This is a genomic window from Vibrio sp. CCB-PB317, from assembly GCF_022808245.1.
In the GTDB taxonomy this organism is placed as follows: domain Bacteria; phylum Pseudomonadota; class Gammaproteobacteria; order Enterobacterales; family Vibrionaceae; genus Vibrio; species Vibrio diabolicus.
In genome coordinates this window covers 1-16,986 of sequence record NZ_JALGNU010000005.1, presented here as the reverse complement: position 1 = coordinate 16,986, position 16,986 = coordinate 1, and the positions used below count along the sequence as shown (strand labels likewise).

The window sequence follows — 16,986 nt, the reverse complement described above, 5'->3', positions numbered from 1 at the left end:
GTTTAGGTCTTGATACATTGAAGGTATAATAGGTATTGCATATCATAAAATTACTGAGGTAAACAATGAACATCATAGATACGATTACAGCTTGGCCAGTAATTGTACAAGGGGCTCTTGGTTCAGCATTATTCGCGATCACATCTTTCTTAGGGCAAAAAATAGTGAGATTTTTCTTTTCTAAATGGGAAAAGTATAGTCGTACAAATAATGAGGTTCTAGCTAGCCAGAAAGTAGCACTAATTGGTGCCTATATCGATAACGATAGGAACGAACTTTCTAATGTTCTAACTTTGATGATGTTCAGTTCCTTTCATTACATCATGAAAGCGGTTCTCTTTGTTGCTTTTGGCTTAGTTGCTGAATCATTGTTGCCTGCTTTTGGACTCGCAGGCTATTTTATTGGCTTCATTTATCTTTTCAAAGCGATGACCTACTCACCACATTTGGCATTTTTAGATAATCACACAGAAGAAGAGTTGAAAGAAATCAAAGAACAACTAGCTGCTGAAGTAAACAACTAACAAAGCATTTAAGAGTGATTCACAACGCTTGGCATTTTTGGTGTCATCGTTGGGTTTTGTGTTTACGGTGGTATGTTTAGGTTTCGTGGTAGCGTTGCTCACACCTTAATGCGGCGTTATGTGCTTTTGAGGAAAATTGACATGGAAGTAGTAGAAGCGAGTCCAGATTTAGCTCCAATATTAGCGAGTTACGCGAAAGAATGTTTAGAGTCGGGTATCCCTAAGTATTTCGGCGTTGATCAAGATCCTGAAGCCTATTTATCAGGTTTGGCTGAACGTTCTAAGGCAACTTCTGAATTACCAAACGGTTATTTACCCAGCACAACTTATTATTGCGTATCTGGCTCTGAAATCTTAGGTGCTATTCGAATTCGTAAAGGTACTAATGCCAACGTAGAAAATGTCATTGGGCATGTTGGCTACGAAACTAGACCGTCAGCTCGTGGTAAAGGTGTAGCCTCATTTCTCCTCGCTTGGGTGCGAGACCATGTTGTCACTGACTCAGTTATTGTTACTTGTTCAATTGACAATCCTGCATCCCAAAAGGTTATCGAAAACTGCGGCGGTGAGTATCTTGGTAACTACACAAGTGAAAACGAGGGCACTGTAAGGCGCTACCGTTTAGCACGCACATAACAAAGCGTTCAAGAGGGATTCTCAACGCTTGGCAATTTTGGTTCAAAGTTTAGCTTTTGTGATTATGGCACAATGGTTTAGGTCAGGTGGTGGCGTTGTTCACCCCTTAACGCGGCGTTAGTTGTCAATGGAGTAATAATGAAGCTTGAGAGACTCGGAATAGCTATTACGTTAGTGTGGCTCGCACTATTTTCTTGTTTGCTGTATCTCAAATGGGAGAGTGCAGCTTCTATGGGTTTAAATGAGTGGGGTGACTTTTTAGCAGGAGCGACGGCACCAATTGCATTTCTTTGGCTGATTATTGGCTATGTACTTCAACGACGTGAGCTAACGCTTAATACAGAAGCGCTAAGTTTGCAGCGAATTGAATTGGAGAGACAAGCTAAGGAATTAGCTAAACAAAGTGAGTTTCAAGAAATCCAAGCAAGGTTAGCAGATCAGCAGCACAGCGAATTAATGATTGATCAAGCGGTAAGTCGTTTGGGGTTAGGTAAGCATTGGCGACATCGAGACGCTTTTGAAAAAGACAACTAACAATCTGTTTAAGAGTGATTCGCAACGCGTGGCATTTTTACTATGCGTTGGTTTTGGTGTTTAAGGTGGTATGCGGCGGCATCGGTATTGCGTTGCTCACACCTTAACAGGGCGTTAGTACGGGTTTGACATCAAAGGTCATAAGTTTTGGTGTTTATCTGTTTTGGCGCTCGTATTTACACCTTTCAGTTAGTGCCTTTCACGTTCTTTCCGGTGGCACTATATGCGAAGTGTTCGCTTTGATTTCATCGTTTACGGCTTCTAACTCTTAGCCTATTTCTTTGGTGCTTCTTCATTTTCGTGGTGGCTTTTGAGAGAACCTTGATTACTTTTGTTGTGGCGGTTGAAGTACGAGGAAAGAATCCTTTTCTAATTTGAAGCAAGTGAAAGTAGGGCAGTTCAGTGCGTTTTTCTTCTAGCCAACTTTCGTCTTTCAATCGGGGTAAAGTTTTGTAGCTGCCCGTCTCACTTCAGTGTTCAAAGCCTTTCATATCATCTCAGTTTTCAATATCTTGGAGCGCATAAATAGAAGTAGCGCATGTACTAACAAATTGCTTAAGAGTGATTCGTAACGCGTGGCATTTTTACTTTGCGGTGGCTTATGTGATTAAGGCGCTGTGCGGTAGCTTTTGTATTGCGTTACTCACACCTTAGCAAGGCGTTAGCAGTCAATGGGTGGATTTAAATATGTATCTATACCACAGAGTACCTGTCAATTTACAAGGTAATATGCTGTTTCCACTCAATGAGTTGAAACAAGTGCATGACAACTTGTATCAGTTTCACGTGAAGAAATATCGATACAGAGAGGGAGCATTAGAGCGTAGGGTATTACCTCTAGACTGTCTCTGGAATGACGTACTTCATTTAAGTCCGATACATCCTCATAAGATTAAAAAAGCTTTGATAGAACAAGGTCTACAGCTATCAAATTTAGGGCGCTATTTTAGATTCGAGGCGTTGAACTTAGGGTTGGACGAATGCAATAGCACTTTCTTTTGGTCAAAAGAGCAAAAGTTTGGTGAGTGGTCTGCTAAAGAAAGTGATTACTTCAAGTTTGATGTTGCTCGGCTCAGTGATATGTCAGACTTGCCGCCAGAAACTGAGCGTTACTATGCGCAACAAATATCTATCGGAGCTAGCCCTCTTCTCTATTTCAGAACACCGCATGTCTTATTTAAAGGGAGTATAAATATAGATGAGAGTGTCGAAATAATTGACTGCTAACAAATTGTTCAAGAGTGATTCGGCACGCGTGGCATTTTTACTATGCGTTGCGTTTAGTGTTTAAGGTGGTTTGCGGAGGCTCTGGTATTGCGTGCCTCACACCTTAACAAGGCGTTATGCATCAAGGATATTATGAAGTCTACTAAAGAAAAGATTATTAAACATTACGCAGAGTTCTTTGAAGGTCATGATTTCGAGATATTGTCTTGGGAGCTTGGGCCAATTAAGAAAATTGTACCCGATTTTCAGGTTGTCAGGTTTGCACCTGGCCCTCAAATTAATATGTGGGTGTATTGCTCAGTAGGTGCATCAGAGATTACACACAGTGATTCAGCTCTTCACGAGTTTGTTGTCGTATCACCGATCGAGTCAAATCGTCTAGTTGAAATGCTGGCAATGGTCACTTATTACCATTCGAATCATAATTTGGGTTTTGGCCATACCTTGCCTATTGGTGAGCCTTGGCTTGAGGGTTCTAACTGTGAAAACTGGCTAATTTCGTTGCCGTATCCATTTGGAGAGGACTTGGAAATAATGCCTCTAAATAGTTCCACTGACGACGAACGAAATTTCAAAATCAAGCATGACCTAGATGCGCTCGAACAAAAATTTGATGACGCAGAGCTTAAGTACTGGGAAGTAAAGCGGTCTTCGGTAGTGTAAATGCATAACAATCTGTTTAAGAGTGATTCGCAACGCGTGGCATTTTCACCATGCGTTGGTTTTAGTGTTTAAGGTGGTATGCGGCGGCATCGGTATTGCGTTGCTCACACCTTAACAGGGCGTTATGTTTTTCTTCCCAGGTTGAAGTTATGGATTTTGAAAGTAGCCTTCTAGATATTCATCACCTATACGGTAATCAGCTTTCTGATGAGCTTATAGAGTTTTTTACTGCTTATGCTGGTAGTGAATTATCCGAATTAGAAATTGAACTTACAGTCAATTACTACGGAAACATCACTCAGCAAGAATCTCTTGAAAAGATATGCAGTAGTCGCGAAGTTATCGAGATTCATCAATATCTCGGTTTCTTGGAAGATTATGTGGTGCACTTTGAAATAAGCAAAGATTTTGTAGAAGCACAACATTTATACCCGGTTGCTTTATCGTATGATTCTTTATACTTAATTTCCCTGTCAGGAGTACACAGCGGGAAAGTTTACCATGCAGACAATGGTGATTTCGGTATTGGACTGGTATGCAATAGCTTAAAAGATTTTAAGAAATTAGTTGGGTTGTCGTAACCAATTTCTTAAAAACATAACAAAGCATTTAAGAGTGATTCCCAACGCTTGGCATTTTCAGTTCAAGGTAGGGTTTCGTGTTTACGGTGCAATGGTTTAGGTTAGGTGGCTGCGTTGCTCACACCTTAATGCGGCGTTAGGCATTTTGGAGTAAAAATGGGAATATCAGTGTCCAATAAACAGGAAGAAAGTTTCCTGTATGTTAGCGGTCTATCGGTAACAGAGACCATTAAGCTATGTGAAAATGTTGAAATTATTCCCGCTTGTTGTGACCCGTCAACAGACTTAATCATCAAACAAAGTTGTAGTGAAATAGACTTGGGTATTACGGCTATTTTTCTTCGTAGGGTTGGGGCTCAAGTGAAAATTTCCGGAGTCACAGGGAAAGAACTAGCTGCAAAAACGTGGAATGCTCAGTGGGATGTGGTCATTCTTAGTGCCTTGTTCGACTGTGATGCAGTAGCAAACCTTCAAAGTGATACGCCTGCCGAATTACTATCTAACACCAGTCGTTTATCGGTAACGAATTATCATATGAGAGGAAGCATTAATTCTCTCTATACAGTTACTCCTAAAGATGTTCTTTGGCTTAATACGCATTTTCAAAATGCTCGAAACCTCCTAGGTGTCGATAGATTCAGTGATGCTGTGAGTGCTCGTTCAAGTTACAGGTGGCACCCTAACCCAAGAGCGCAGCTAGCTGTATTATGGTCGGGTATTGAGGGGTTATTCGATATTCAAGGTGAAACGGTTTTTAAACTAAGTTTGTTCGTGGCCAAATTTTTGGAGCCTGGTGATAAAGATCAGGCAAAACGCATTTTATCGAGCGTCAAAAAGCTATACAAAAGTCGCAGTTCCGCTGTCCACGGTTCAAAGATTAAGGGAGACCGAAGCCAATTGGTTTCGGATTCTTCTGAGTTGCTAGAACGTCTAATACGCAGATGTATCGAAGTTGGTTCTATTCCAAATATTGAAGAACTTACCTTGTAATTGAGACATGCCTAACAAAGCGTTTAAGGCAGATTCGCAACGCTAGGCATTTTCGGTTTGCTTTGAATTTAGTGTTTACGGCACAATGGTTTAAGTATGGTGGTCAGCGTTGCTCACTACTTAACGCGGCGTTATGCCTATAAGAGGAAATATGGATAGTAAATGGGAGTGCTTTGGGTGCGGGCATAGCAATGAACACTCATCATTGAAGTGTGAAAAGTGCGGGTCTTTAGGCAAAGAGCTTGCAAACAAGCAGATGGCAAACCACCTGTTAGGGAATGACAAAGTGAAATCGAAGTTTGAATACTGCTGTGATAAATGTGGTTCAGAGTCATATGAGGTTGGTGAGTTAAGAGCCAGTGGTGGATTTTGGAGTACATTTTTCAATTACAACAAACACCGTTTTTATTTCTTATCATGCAGTAGTTGCGGTCACACTGAGTTTTACAAACGAGGCCTAGGTACTGGACAAAAAATACTAGATTTTCTAGGTGGTTAGCATAGGCATAACAAACTGTTTAAGAGTGATTCGCAACGCGTGGCATTTTTACTATGCGTTTGTTTTAGTGTTTAAGGTGTTATGCGGTGGAGTCTGTATTGCGTTGCTCACACCTTAACAGGGCGTTAGCCCTCAAGGAGAAAATATAAAATTGTTTGAAAATCATTTAAAAAGAACAAAGTTCTTGCTGTTTTTACAGGGTATATCTGTTGCAGTTACTCTGTTTCTACTATTTACCTTGCTTGCCCAAGTTAATCAATTGAGCTCTTCGAGTCTTTTTCTCACATTTGCAATCGTTTTAGTGATGCTAAGCTTGAACTTGTCTAGTTTTTACGGGTTGTTAAAAAAGAAGCTTTGGGTATTTAAGTTAATGATGGCTCTTTATTTTATTCAGATGATAGGCATAGAAACGCCTAACTTTTCCTTAGCCTTTTCTTCTGGAGTTGAAGTGCCGATAAGTGTGAATGTTAATGAAGTAACAGTTTCTCTAAACTTACTGGCAATCTTGGTGGTTTGGTTGTCGTGTACAAGTCTTAACCTTTTGAAAAAGGGCTAACAAATTGTTCAAGAGTGATTCGGCACGCGTGGCATTTTTACTATGCGTTAGTTTCAGTGGTTAAGGTGGTATGCGGAAGCTTAGGTATTGCGTGCCTCACACCTTAACAAGGCGTTAGTACGTGATTGGCATCAACGGTAAAATTTTCGGAGTTTATCGGTTTCTTTTCCTAGCTTTACACCTGGTAAAATGTGCTTTTCACGTTCTTTCCGGTGGCACTATATGAGTTGTGTACGCGTTGATTTCACCGTTTACGGTTTCTAACTTTCGGGTTATTTCTTTGGTGTGGTTTCTTTGATGCTGGGAAATTTTCGTCAAACACTGAGTTTCTTTGGCGCGGTTGTTTAGTTCTGAAGTCCGTCTTCTTTGCTAATTTGAAAACGGCGAAGATAGGGCAGTTAAGCAAGTTTTTCTTCTGGCCAACTTGCGTTTTGAGATTGCGTTCTAGTTTGGCAGTTGCTCCTTTGGCTTCAGCGTTTTAAACCACATGTTTCGTGCGATATTTCAATATCTTGGAGTGTGCCAAAGGCTTTAAGGGCAGCGTACTAACAAACAATTCAAGAGGGATTCGTAACGCGTGGCATTTTTACTATGCGTTAATTTTAGTGATTAAGGTGGTTTGCGGTGGCATCGGTGTTACGTTACTCACCCCTTAATTGGGCGTTAGCTGTCCATTCTCACTGGACGATAAAATATCAAGCTTTTATAGCTTTATATAGAATTTTGAGTATGATTCCCCTCTTCTTTTTTATGTGACTTGTAATGTTATGAATCGTACATTATTTACATCCCTATTGGTTTTTGGGTTAATTGGGTGTCAATCAGTTCAAGACCAAAGAGAGCCGATACCAGATAACGTATTAACTAATCTTTCGACGCAGTGGGTTGTCATTGAATCCTGCTACAATAGTAATGCCTATAGTGTTGAACAAGCGGCAAACTACCGTGAGGCAATTAATTACGCTTTCTCTACATGGAAGGTGTTTCAAGAGGATATTGATAAAGCAGTCGGAGAGCAAAGGGCCGCAGTTGCTGAATATGAGGCTAGCAATAACGGTTTAGGTACGACGTGTAAGAACTGGCAATTGACCTTTGAAACATCTGTACGTGACGTTAGAAATTATAAAGAACAGTTAGCTGCTAACCAGCAAAGAGCTCATGAAATGAACAAAGCAAGAGCATCGCAACCAGTAACATACAACTCAACAAACTCAAGCTCTAATAGCAATGTTGTTCAATGCACCAAGATGGGCGATTTGAGTTTTAATAAAAATATACAGACCTTTAACGGAATGATTTGCCCGTTAGGTTGGATGCCATATTATGGCTGGTAAGCCAGACAGCTAACAAACTGTTCAAGAGTGATTCGCAACGCGTGGCATTTTTCCTATGCGTTGCGTTTAGTGTTTAAGGTGGTATGCGGTGGCTGTGGTATTGCGTTGCTCACACCTTAACAGGGCGTTAGCTTTCTTTGGGAGAATAAAGTGAGTCAATATTTGATCGAACCAGAAGTTCCTGGGAGCTTGGGTGAAAATACTTTGGCAAATTTCGATTTGCATCCACCGATAATAGAAAAGCTACATTTTCAGTTTGATGGGTGGCTAGGTGATGATTTATTGACTTCATTTCCATGCTTTTTAGTCACTGAACGTTTAGCAACGGCCTTAAGTTCATCGCAGTTGTCAGGATACAATCTGGAAGTGGCTGAAATATCTACTTCTGACGTATTTGAAGAACTGTATCCAGAGTGTACTTTACCTCGTTTTTCGTGGCTCCAAGTATCCGGAACCATCGGTAAAGACGATTTTAGCGTAACAAATGATGGACTACTCTTAGTTTCTGAAAGGGCAATGGTGTTGTTACAAAGATATCAACTAGAAAATGCTGACATCGTAGTGTACAAAAGCTAACAAAGCATTTAAAAGTGATTCCCAACGCTTGGCATTTTTCATTCCATCGTTAGGTTTCGTGTTTAAGGTGGTATGGTCAAGTTTTGTGAAAGCGTTGCTCACACCTTAATGCGGCGTTAGTTGCCAACGAGGAAAAATGCACCTAAAGCAGAATGTTTAGGGCTAATATCCATGTGTTTTGGGCTGGGTTTTCGTGTTTCAATTTTTAGTCATTTGGGTTTGTGAAAATCGTGCTTTGGTTTCTTGTGTGATTGGATTTTCCGTTTCGTAAGCTTATTTGGGTGTTGAAAGTCAGCTCGGTTAAATTATCTGTCCAAAAAAGAGCTTTTTGGTGTTGTTAGCCCGTTTTCTACGGCGTTGTAAATTCCAAGTGGTTTCAGTGACAGGCGCTTTGAAACTGCGCCTGATTTGAGTTTTACAAAATACGTAAAGGTCGTGTTGGCAAAGCGGTAATAAACCTCAAATCAAAGTCTTGGGGTTGGCAACTAACAAACTGTTCAAGAGGGATTCCCAACGCTTGGCGGTTTAATGCTAAATTTGGTAAAAGTGTTTACGGTGTAAATATTTAGATTGGGTGGTTAGCGTTGCTCACCCCTTAACAGGGCGTTATATGCTTTGGAGGTGGAATGATACAGTGTAAAAATAAGAAAAACATATACTTATCTCCCGATATGGAGGTCAAAGTTAGCTATGCTAAATACCTTGAATGTGTTCTAGACGTAATTTCACGTCATGCCACGCCTACTCAGATGAGGAAAATTAAATCTGATCTTCAGTTGATAGGGGATAGTTTCGTAGAGGCGAAATATCTGCAGGCTGCTTGTGAATCCTCCGTTGCGGCGAGCATTGCTGTAGCATATGGAGACACTTTCGAATATGAGCCAAAGCTTAACCCTCCTTCAGATGTGGATTGTTCATTTTCAGCTTTTGGCTACAAATTTAACATAGAAGTTAAGTGTCCAGATTATACAAAATATCATGAGCACGAAGCTATGGATTGTTATTCAATAGGTGCTATGGGACGTTTGGATGGCTATTTTGACGCTTATGAATCTATTAGGTCTCTACTCGGAAATGAAAAGCCAGTAGAAAAACAAGTGCATATGGACAACAAATTGAAAGATTACTTACTTTCATGTCAGAAAAAATTTTCGGCTGAAACGTCAGAGCAAGAGCTTAATATTCTGCTCGTTTGTTGTGATTCAGCAATGGATATGCAAAAGTGGGTTCACTACTTGTATGGTGCGAAAGGTTTACTGACTGACGACTCGTTTGTAGAACCAAAGCTTTATTGTAATGTTGATGCTGTTATTCTTACCAATTTATATCATCGGCATTATTCTTATTGGCAAAAGGACAAATTGTCAGAGCATTGGAGTTTGGGGAAATCGTTTAATCTGATATTTAAAAATCGAAGTCTAAAAAGAGGCAAAGATCGCGCTTTATGGTGTTTGTCAGATATTTTTCCTAACTATTCAAAAGAAATTTCAGAGTATTCATTGAAAGAATTTGAGGAAGCAACAAGAGTCCCTAGGTTCGTAAAATTTATAGAAGAAATAAACAATGAATATCTATTTCAACCACACATATAACAAACTGTTTAAGAGTGATTCGCAACGCGTGGCATTTTTACTATGCGTTGCGTTTGGTGTTTAAGGTGGTATGCGGAAGCATCGGTATTGCGTTGCTCACACCTTAACAGGGCGTTATGTGCTTTCGGAGAAAACGATGAATAAGTGTCTAATCATCATATTAGCTAGTCTTTCATTTGGTGCTCTTGCTGAAGAAGAGTCCATTGACTGTAATAATGCGATGACCACAATCGAGATAAACCAATGTGCTGCTATTGAACTAGAGTCAGCACAAGTTAAATTAGATAAATATCTAAACACTAGCTTTGAGCACAACGCTCATGACCCAGAACTGATCGCAGCAATTAAGCTTGCTCAACAGGATTGGCAAGCATATATGTCCTCTCACTGTGACTCGGTTTATACGCAATGGCGTGATGGAACTATTCGTGGAATTATGGCGATATCGTGCAAAACTAAGTTAACTAAGCAAAGAACGCACGAGTTATGGGAAAATTTTTTAACTTATATGGACAGTACACCACCAGTTTTACCGGAGCCAAGTGTGGAGTAGCTTTCAACCACGCACATAACAAACTGTTCAAGAGGGATTCGCAACGCGTGGCATTTTTACTATGCGTTGGTTTTAGTGATTAAGGTGGTATGCGGCGGCTTTGGTATTGCGTTGCTCACCCCTTAACAGGGCGTTATATTGCCCCGATAAATTCGGCTATTTAGAGCTTTAAAATGATAAGAAAGTACAACGAAAATGACATGGATTCAGTTCTTGAAATTTGGCTTAAAGCGTCAGTTAAAGCTCACGATTTCATTTCGGCTGAGTTCTGGGAATCTCAAGTAGAAAGCATGCGTAGCATCTACATTCCAGCTTCAGAAACTTACGTTTACGAAGCTGACTCGAAAGTAGTCGGCTTTTACGCACTATATGAAAATAGCCTAGCTGCTATATTTGTCTCTCCTGAGCTTCAAGGTAAAGGCATTGGTAAGCAACTATTGAGTCATGCTAAAACTCAGAGGGCGGAATTAAGTCTTTCCGTATACAAGGAGAATCAGGCTAGTTATCAATTCTATTTGTCTCAAGGCTTCAAAGTCGTGAGTGAACAATTGGATGAGCACACCGGGCATCCTGAGTACACAATGAGTTCGGGCATATAACAAACTGTTCAAGAGGGATTCGCAACGCGTGGCATTTTTACTATGCGTTGGTTTTAGTGTTTAAGGTGGTTTGCGGCGGCTTTGGTATTGCGTTGCTCACCCCTTAACAGGGCGTTATGCGATAGGATCAAAAAGGGCACTAATAATGCCCCAAAGTACTTGTTCAAGATGTTAGGTGTGAATATCGGCTAGTTTTTACAACCATTTTTATCACACGTAATACGTTCATGTGAATTTTGCCAATGATCTGAGTGTTTCTTGGTATCAGTACCACAGCCAGTATTTCCGCCTTTAACGCCCTTATGTACGACTCCTGTTGGTGTATGTTTCACAGCCATATGCTTGTATTCTCCTAATTGATTTAAGTTGCTTCCCAGTCATAAATGACCGAATTAACAAATAGTAAGCAAAGTTGCATATGTCAATATAAGTAATAGCTAAAGTTCATTATCGTGAGCCAATCGCATAACAAAGCGTTCAAGAGGGATTCTCAACGCTTGGCAGTTTTGGTTCAAAGTTGAGCTTTTGTGTTTATGACACAATGGGTTAAGTTAGGTGGTATCGCGTTGTTCACCCCTTAACGCGGCGTTATGCCTAAGGTGAAATTGATGATCAAGCAGCTTGATTCAAACGAAAAATCAGTGGTTGAACTGTCAGAGCGTTGCTTCGATGAACTTCGTCAAGTTTACAGGCCAACTGAGCTCGCAGTTAGCAATAAAAACAGTGCTAAAAGTGAGTGGAGTTGTTTTGGTTTCCATGTTGATCAGGTTTTAGTTGGAGTAGTTGAAGCTAAACAGGTTGGCTCAGAATTGCAACTTAGCTCGTTAGCAGTTGCACCAAGTTTTCGCCAAAAAGGTGTAGCGAGAAAACTCGTCGATTTCGTTGTTACACAGTTTAAGCCTATTAACTCAGTTTCGGTTTGGTGTGTTGAGCAAACAGGTAATGTCGCTGTTTTTAAGGCACTAGGCTTTAATGTGATTCAACGTTTTGATTCAGACTTCTTCATACTTTCCGACGGTTCAAAAGCGGTAGAAGTTCAGTTAAAACAAAAAGTAACGGCATAACAAAGCGTTCAAGAGGGACTTGGCACGCGTGGCATTTTCAATTTGCGTTGGGTTTAGTGGTTAAGGTGCTATGCGGCTACTTTTGTATTGCGTGCCTGCGCCCCTTAACGCGGCGTTATAACTTGTCTGTCCAATCATGATTATTGGGGTGAACCATGTACTCTTACAAAATGTCTAACATTGTTAGATATTCAAATATTGAGGCTCCGATGAAATTTCTCCGTAAGTATAAAATAAGCGTTCTTTTCTGTATCAGCGGGATTTTGTGTTTAATTGCTTATAACACCATCGGTTCGTATGTAGATGAGAATGGCTTCTTAGTTGAGCCATTTGGGTTCATTCCTTTATTTTGGCTTTTTCAGCTACTGGCGTTAGTGGCTTTGGTTGCTACCTTCGTTAAACATAAAAAGGTTCAGTAAACGGGTTAGTTAAGCCACAAGCGCACTAAGAAGCTTCGTTATAACAAAGCATTTAAGAATGATTCCCAACGCTTGGCATTTTTCATTCCATCGTTGGGTTTTGTGTTTACGGTGCAATGGTTAGGTTTAGTGGCAGCGTTGCTCACACCTTAATGCGGCGTTATGCCTTTATTACAAATATTGAATGAGGTGACTATGTCATTGAAAAAAATTGTAAGTTTATTTAAAAGATATATTGGTTGGTTGAAAACGGCAAAGAAGTCAATAAGATTGATTGGTTTTGTGATATTTACAGTTTTATATGTCTTTTGTGTTCCAGGGATTTATTTTTCTGATGTCTATAACAGCCTTTCTCAGTCGGTTGCTGGTTTCACTGAAGTCTTAGGTGAATCTGGTACGGTTTTTTTCTACGATATGATTAAAGATAACATCCTAATTTCAATTTTGGTAATATCTTTTTCTTTTGTCTTTATGTGTACCGTTGTTAAGATTAACATAAATAAAAAAATAAATGATCGTTCTTACCAAGCATTAAATATAGTGAATGAGTTTTTTCTTTCTTCACTAATAGCGCTATGGTTTCCTATATGTTTTTATATCTTTTCGATAATTCTAAAATGGTTTTTGAATGTGTCAGGTGGTGTTTTTACAGGCGTTGCTATCTCGTTTTTTTCAATTTTTTTAGTTACTCTTTTAATGTTCTCAAGAGACGGTTTTGTAAAATATGTTAAGAAAAAATTCAATGTAGCTGATAATAATAATGATTTATTTAACTTTAAAGAATTTGGTTTAATAGATCATAAAGGCGAAGTTACCAATATTTTCAAGCGATCATTTCTTCTTTCTCTAGCAGTAATGATATTTACAATAGTTTTTGTCATTTTTTATGGTATTTCTGATGCTATTGTAAAATATAAAATTATTTTTCAAGCAGCGTTTGGTTACTCAACGGCATAACAAACTGTTTAAGAGTGATTCGCAACGCATGGCATTATTACTATGCGTTGCGTTTAGTGTCTAAGGTGCTTTGCGGCGGCATTGGTATTGCGTTGCTCACACCTTAACAGGGCGTTAGGTGTAGCTAAACTGTGGAGTTAATTTGAAAGACGAGTTGTATAAAAGTCGGAATCATTCGTTGATTTCTTCAACCATAATTTTGCTTGGTTTGGTTTCTGGAGCTAAATTTGAGCATACTGTAAAAATTCAAGCTCTATCGATAGAGTTAACAAGACCTGAGTATTTGTGGTTTTTTATAGTACTGTTTTGGCTCTATTTTACTCATCGATTCTATGTGATTGCCAAAAAGGAATATGGTAGTGAAATCCGTAATTCTTTTTCTCAGGAAGTATCGTCATCAAACCTTGTCCTAGATGTCTTTCCTCCGGCTAATTACTACTCAACCAATGATGTGAAGTGGTTAACTAGAGCTTGGATAGACCAAGCTAATGTAGATTTAAAAGATGTAGGCGATAAGCACTGCAACTATATACGCTACAGGTTCGGTAGAGCATTCGAGTTTCAATACCTACACCCTGACGATGGGTATAAACATTTTTTAGACAAACGTGATAATAGCTTTGGTGAAAATATATTGTCTGGGAATGTAGGTATACGTGATTTAGGCTACTTAAAGTGTTTGCTTTTTGAACTTCGATTTATAATAAAACAGTGGGGTGTAGAACCGATGATTTCTACATATTATCTGCCGTTATGGCTCGCGGGATTCTCTTGTATTGGGCTTGTAGTGCAAATAACCTCAGTTCTATTAAAAATCTACACCTAACAAACTGTTTAAGAGCGATTCGCAACGCGTGGCATTTTTACCATGCGTTGGTTTTAGTGTTTAAGGTAGTATGCGAGAACTTCGGTATTGCGTTGCTCACACCTTAATAGGGCGTTATAAATTTTGGAGAATTTCTCAAATATGATTTGGTACAAAGATTGGCAGTTTTGGACTGTTGTTATATCAGGCATAGCGTTGCTTATATCTGTTCTGCCATACCTTAAAGTTAAGTTCCAGAAAGGGAAGTTGAAGGTTGAAAAGCACAGAACTTGCTTCGTAACACATCGTGTTGGAACGCCAAATATTAACCTACATGTTACATTCAAAAATGTAGGAGGCTCCCCTGTTACGGTTAAAGCTGTCAACCTAGAGGTGACACGAGACAAAACCGAACGGTTTGAATTAATTGGGAACGGGTTTCTTATTAAACCTAACGATCCACAATATACAATGCTAACCCCATTTGACTTGAAAGCAGATGAATCGTGGTCACACACGATCAACTTTCATGAACTTTGGTCTCGGAAAAAACAGCAGAAATATCGTCAGCTTGAATCGAGAATTCGAGAGCATATACAAGGGACTTTACGGTTTAATCCACCAGAACCTGGTGAGTTAGCAGTTGCAAGAAAAGAAGATGTTGAAGAAATATCTCAGTTTTTTGACGAAAACTTCCGGTGGGACAATGGTGAGTATGAAGTAAGAATTATTGTGCTTGGAGAACATAGTCAAACTGTTGCTAGTGAAAATTTTATGTTCACACTATTTGAATCCGAATCAGAAGAATTACAATCTTATAGAAATGACCTGCAGTATGGCTTTGGCGTTCATTTAGTACCAACCAACCGCATACATGGTATCAATATAGATATGACGCAATAAAATTTATAACAAAGCATTTAAGAGTGATTCGCAACGCATAGCATTTTTCATTCCATCGCTGGGTTTTGTGTTTACGGTGGTTTGGTTAAGTTTTGTGGTAGCGTTGCTCACACCTTAATGCGGCGTTATGTTTCAAGGGAGTAAAAGGTGACAATAGTAGTAGCTGGTTATAATTTTGGAGAAAACATTTGGAGGGAATTCAATAATATCGAAGACCCTACTGGAATGCAGCAAGAAGGCTTGTTTGTTATTGCTGATAGTATTATTACAAGTCATAGTTCTAATGGGCATGCGCCATTATTATCCGGTTTTAAAAAAATTAAAGAGATACCAATTAAGCTTTGGCAACCTACCTTTATCGGTGAAAGTTTCCACGGATATAAATCAGTATTTCTTCAACTAGAGTGCTTTGTTGCGTTCGCAGGTAGTACTCTAACCTCTCAGCACGTGATAGATCTAATCACGAATCACTTAGCAAACCTGCGAATTGATTACCAGAGGAAAGATAGGTTAAGTGAACCGGAGTATGTCGTTCGAAAATCCTGTGATAAGAATGTATTGATCAAGAATGGCTCAAGTTCTTTATATGGCGAAGATATGTTTGTACCAAGCTTACATTATAATAATATCTTAACTGGGGAATATATTTGTGACGTTGTAGAACACTCTATTACAACATCTTTAAAGTCAGCTCAGAAATATAGGTTAGATGAAGAGGCTCTGAGAGAAATGTATTCAGAGTTTATCCTCGGTGTGACATGCCCGGCTTCTGGAAAAGATCATCTAATGAAGTTTACTATGGACAAAAAACTTAATGATGAGGGGGTGTATGAAGTGTTTGCTGAAGGTATCCGCATACCTGAAGGTGAAGTGGCAGTGATTGGCATGAGTAAGCGATTTGACGATGCAGCTCAAAACGCTGCACGAGATTCAATCAAAGCTGGAGAGTCTCTTAAATGCAAAATGGAAACTTTCGTTCTTGAGGCAATCAAAACAATCAATGATGAAGGGTCTTTCCAAATAGCAATGCCGATGGTTTCTAAAGAGTTAAAGAACAACACAATTTCAAAAAAAGTTCTGACAGAAGAAACATAACAATCTGTTTAAGAGTGATTCGCAACGCTTGGCATTTTTGCTATGCGTTGCGTTCTGTGTTTAAGGTGGTATGCGGGAGCTTCGGTATTGCGTTGCTCACACCTTAACAGGGCGTTATGTTTACTTGTAATTCAAAGGCTTAAATGTCTTAGGTTCTAGTTCTTTGTCCCTTCCCTCTGGCAATTCGTCCCTAGTAGACTCAGCAAATCAGTATTGTCGGCCTAAATTCTTGAATCTCTCAGCCCGTAAAACATGGCAATGTTCGTGGGTTGCTTCATTGTCCGGTTGTGGCGGTCGGTTTCTTGTTTAACTGGCTTAAAGTCGCTTTTAGGTTCTTTGCCAGTCAGCATTTCGGCTTGGCAGTTGACTCGGCAATTCAGTATTGTTTTGCGCTTTGGTTGGAAAGATAGGGCGCTCGTTGTTTCTTAGTTGGGTTGCCTCATTGGGCAGGGAAGTGGAATTATTCGTTTCTGGTTGGTCGCCTTTGGTGGCCAAGTCGGTTCTTACCTTGTGGTTTAGTTCAGAAAACTGGTCAGAAATCGCAGTTCTTTCTCAAGTAAATCATGTGTTTGTGGTAAAACATAACAAACAATTTAAGAGGGATTCCCAACGCTTGGCATTTTTGCTTTTACTTCAATTTTAGTGGTTACGGTACAATGCTTTAGGTTGGGTGGTAGCGTTGCTCACCCCTTAATTGGGCGTTATAACCACGACATAAAATGGAGTATTTATGATAGCAAGGGAATGGAAAGCTACTTGCCCTAAAGAACATGAAGAAGGGTTTATTGCATGCCTGTATGAGACAGGAATCAAAGATACATCTAGTACACCGGGTTTCCTCGGTGCTCAAATCCTAAATCGAGATTTAGGCGATAATGT

20 protein-coding genes are annotated in these 16,986 nt (G+C 39.6%); all 20 read left to right on the top strand.

All coding sequences use genetic code 11. The features are described 5' to 3' along the window. The first annotated feature begins 65 nt into the window (after window positions 1-65). The 20 genes from MTR11_RS23435 to MTR11_RS23270 all read left to right on the top strand — a co-directional run bounded on the left by MTR11_RS23435 (window position 66) and on the right by MTR11_RS23270 (window position 16,107). Window positions 66-524: a hypothetical protein gene (locus MTR11_RS23435; RefSeq protein ID WP_243328482.1), complete on the top strand. Its 459-nt coding sequence runs from the start codon at window positions 66-68 to the stop codon at window positions 522-524. Between the two features lie 141 nt (window positions 525-665). Beyond that, window positions 666-1,160, top strand: coding sequence for a GNAT family N-acetyltransferase (locus tag MTR11_RS23430; protein ID WP_005376987.1), 495 nt, complete (start codon window positions 666-668; stop codon window positions 1,158-1,160). Between the two features lie 138 nt (window positions 1,161-1,298). Then, window positions 1,299-1,694, top strand: a complete 396-nt coding sequence (locus MTR11_RS23425) for a hypothetical protein (protein ID WP_243328481.1) — start codon at window positions 1,299-1,301, stop codon at window positions 1,692-1,694. A 675-nt stretch (window positions 1,695-2,369) separates the two neighbouring features. Next, window positions 2,370-2,921 carry a hypothetical protein gene (locus MTR11_RS23410; RefSeq protein ID WP_243328480.1) on the top strand — a complete coding sequence of 184 codons (552 nt, stop codon included), beginning with the start codon at window positions 2,370-2,372 and terminating at the stop codon, window positions 2,919-2,921. Window positions 2,922-3,053: 132 nt separating this feature from the next. Further along, window positions 3,054-3,584: a suppressor of fused domain protein gene (locus MTR11_RS23400; protein ID WP_243328479.1), complete on the top strand. Its 531-nt coding sequence runs from the start codon at window positions 3,054-3,056 to the stop codon at window positions 3,582-3,584. 149 nt (window positions 3,585-3,733) lie between these two features. Then, on the top strand, window positions 3,734-4,165 hold the full coding sequence (locus MTR11_RS23390; protein ID WP_042524264.1) for a hypothetical protein: 432 nt from the start codon (window positions 3,734-3,736) through the stop codon (window positions 4,163-4,165). Window positions 4,166-4,333: 168 nt separating this feature from the next. Continuing rightward, window positions 4,334-5,155: a HEPN domain-containing protein gene (locus MTR11_RS24190; protein WP_237285651.1), complete on the top strand. Its 822-nt coding sequence runs from the start codon at window positions 4,334-4,336 to the stop codon at window positions 5,153-5,155. Window positions 5,156-5,288: 133 nt separating this feature from the next. Continuing rightward, window positions 5,289-5,654 carry a zinc ribbon domain-containing protein gene (locus tag MTR11_RS23380; RefSeq protein WP_306301152.1) on the top strand — a complete coding sequence of 122 codons (366 nt, stop codon included), beginning with the start codon at window positions 5,289-5,291 and terminating at the stop codon, window positions 5,652-5,654. Between the two features lie 151 nt (window positions 5,655-5,805). Continuing rightward, complete coding sequence (locus tag MTR11_RS23370; RefSeq protein ID WP_237285567.1) at window positions 5,806-6,210, top strand: hypothetical protein; 405 nt, start codon at window positions 5,806-5,808, stop codon at window positions 6,208-6,210. A gap of 767 nt (window positions 6,211-6,977) precedes the next feature. Next, window positions 6,978-7,544, top strand: a complete 567-nt coding sequence (locus tag MTR11_RS23355; protein WP_243328478.1) for a hypothetical protein — start codon at window positions 6,978-6,980, stop codon at window positions 7,542-7,544. Between the two features lie 150 nt (window positions 7,545-7,694). Next, window positions 7,695-8,120 carry a hypothetical protein gene (locus tag MTR11_RS23345; protein ID WP_054868447.1) on the top strand — a complete coding sequence of 142 codons (426 nt, stop codon included), beginning with the start codon at window positions 7,695-7,697 and terminating at the stop codon, window positions 8,118-8,120. A gap of 626 nt (window positions 8,121-8,746) precedes the next feature. Beyond that, the gene (locus MTR11_RS23340) at window positions 8,747-9,712 is read left to right on the top strand and encodes a hypothetical protein (RefSeq protein ID WP_243328476.1); all 966 of its coding nucleotides are present in this window, start codon (window positions 8,747-8,749) and stop codon (window positions 9,710-9,712) included. A gap of 136 nt (window positions 9,713-9,848) precedes the next feature. Further along, window positions 9,849-10,265 carry a lysozyme inhibitor LprI family protein gene (locus MTR11_RS23330; RefSeq protein WP_149192373.1) on the top strand — a complete coding sequence of 139 codons (417 nt, stop codon included), beginning with the start codon at window positions 9,849-9,851 and terminating at the stop codon, window positions 10,263-10,265. Between the two features lie 173 nt (window positions 10,266-10,438). After that, window positions 10,439-10,864: an N-acetyltransferase gene (locus tag MTR11_RS23320; protein ID WP_243328475.1), complete on the top strand. Its 426-nt coding sequence runs from the start codon at window positions 10,439-10,441 to the stop codon at window positions 10,862-10,864. Window positions 10,865-11,472: 608 nt separating this feature from the next. Further along, window positions 11,473-11,928 (top strand): GNAT family N-acetyltransferase, encoded by a 456-nt coding sequence (locus MTR11_RS23310; RefSeq protein ID WP_173670235.1) that lies wholly within the window; start codon window positions 11,473-11,475, stop codon window positions 11,926-11,928. 209 nt (window positions 11,929-12,137) lie between these two features. Then, the gene (locus tag MTR11_RS23300) at window positions 12,138-12,347 is read left to right on the top strand and encodes a DUF3955 domain-containing protein (RefSeq protein WP_045608932.1); all 210 of its coding nucleotides are present in this window, start codon (window positions 12,138-12,140) and stop codon (window positions 12,345-12,347) included. Between the two features lie 195 nt (window positions 12,348-12,542). Continuing rightward, complete coding sequence (locus MTR11_RS23295; RefSeq protein ID WP_243328474.1) at window positions 12,543-13,304, top strand: hypothetical protein; 762 nt, start codon at window positions 12,543-12,545, stop codon at window positions 13,302-13,304. A 142-nt stretch (window positions 13,305-13,446) separates the two neighbouring features. Then, window positions 13,447-14,130, top strand: a complete 684-nt coding sequence (locus MTR11_RS23285) for a hypothetical protein (protein ID WP_140268992.1) — start codon at window positions 13,447-13,449, stop codon at window positions 14,128-14,130. A gap of 141 nt (window positions 14,131-14,271) precedes the next feature. Then, window positions 14,272-15,012: a hypothetical protein gene (locus MTR11_RS23275; protein WP_243328473.1), complete on the top strand. Its 741-nt coding sequence runs from the start codon at window positions 14,272-14,274 to the stop codon at window positions 15,010-15,012. 147 nt (window positions 15,013-15,159) lie between these two features. Further along, the gene (locus MTR11_RS23270) at window positions 15,160-16,107 is read left to right on the top strand and encodes a hypothetical protein (protein WP_243328472.1); all 948 of its coding nucleotides are present in this window, start codon (window positions 15,160-15,162) and stop codon (window positions 16,105-16,107) included. Window positions 16,108-16,986 lie beyond the last annotated feature (879 nt).

Excerpts from the sequence above, each read along its gene's own strand:
- MTR11_RS23300 (WP_045608932.1), top strand. The coding sequence starts at position 12,138 with ATGAAATTTCTCCGTAAGTATAAAATAAGCGTTCTTTTCTGTATCAGC.
- MTR11_RS23295 (WP_243328474.1), top strand. The coding sequence starts at position 12,543 with ATGTCATTGAAAAAAATTGTAAGTTTATTTAAAAGATATATTGGTTGG.
- MTR11_RS23400 (WP_243328479.1), top strand. The coding sequence starts at position 3,054 with ATGAAGTCTACTAAAGAAAAGATTATTAAACATTACGCAGAGTTCTTT.
- MTR11_RS23390 (WP_042524264.1), top strand. The coding sequence starts at position 3,734 with ATGGATTTTGAAAGTAGCCTTCTAGATATTCATCACCTATACGGTAAT.
- MTR11_RS23310 (WP_173670235.1), top strand. The coding sequence starts at position 11,473 with ATGATCAAGCAGCTTGATTCAAACGAAAAATCAGTGGTTGAACTGTCA.
- MTR11_RS23320 (WP_243328475.1), top strand. The coding sequence starts at position 10,439 with ATGATAAGAAAGTACAACGAAAATGACATGGATTCAGTTCTTGAAATT.
- MTR11_RS23425 (WP_243328481.1), top strand. The coding sequence starts at position 1,299 with ATGAAGCTTGAGAGACTCGGAATAGCTATTACGTTAGTGTGGCTCGCA.
- MTR11_RS23340 (WP_243328476.1), top strand. The coding sequence starts at position 8,747 with ATGATACAGTGTAAAAATAAGAAAAACATATACTTATCTCCCGATATG.
- MTR11_RS23330 (WP_149192373.1), top strand. The coding sequence starts at position 9,849 with ATGAATAAGTGTCTAATCATCATATTAGCTAGTCTTTCATTTGGTGCT.
- MTR11_RS23435 (WP_243328482.1), top strand. The coding sequence starts at position 66 with ATGAACATCATAGATACGATTACAGCTTGGCCAGTAATTGTACAAGGG.
- MTR11_RS23380 (WP_306301152.1), top strand. The coding sequence starts at position 5,289 with ATGCCTATAAGAGGAAATATGGATAGTAAATGGGAGTGCTTTGGGTGC.
- MTR11_RS23275 (WP_243328473.1), top strand. The coding sequence starts at position 14,272 with ATGATTTGGTACAAAGATTGGCAGTTTTGGACTGTTGTTATATCAGGC.
- MTR11_RS23355 (WP_243328478.1), top strand. The coding sequence starts at position 6,978 with ATGAATCGTACATTATTTACATCCCTATTGGTTTTTGGGTTAATTGGG.
- MTR11_RS23430 (WP_005376987.1), top strand. The coding sequence starts at position 666 with ATGGAAGTAGTAGAAGCGAGTCCAGATTTAGCTCCAATATTAGCGAGT.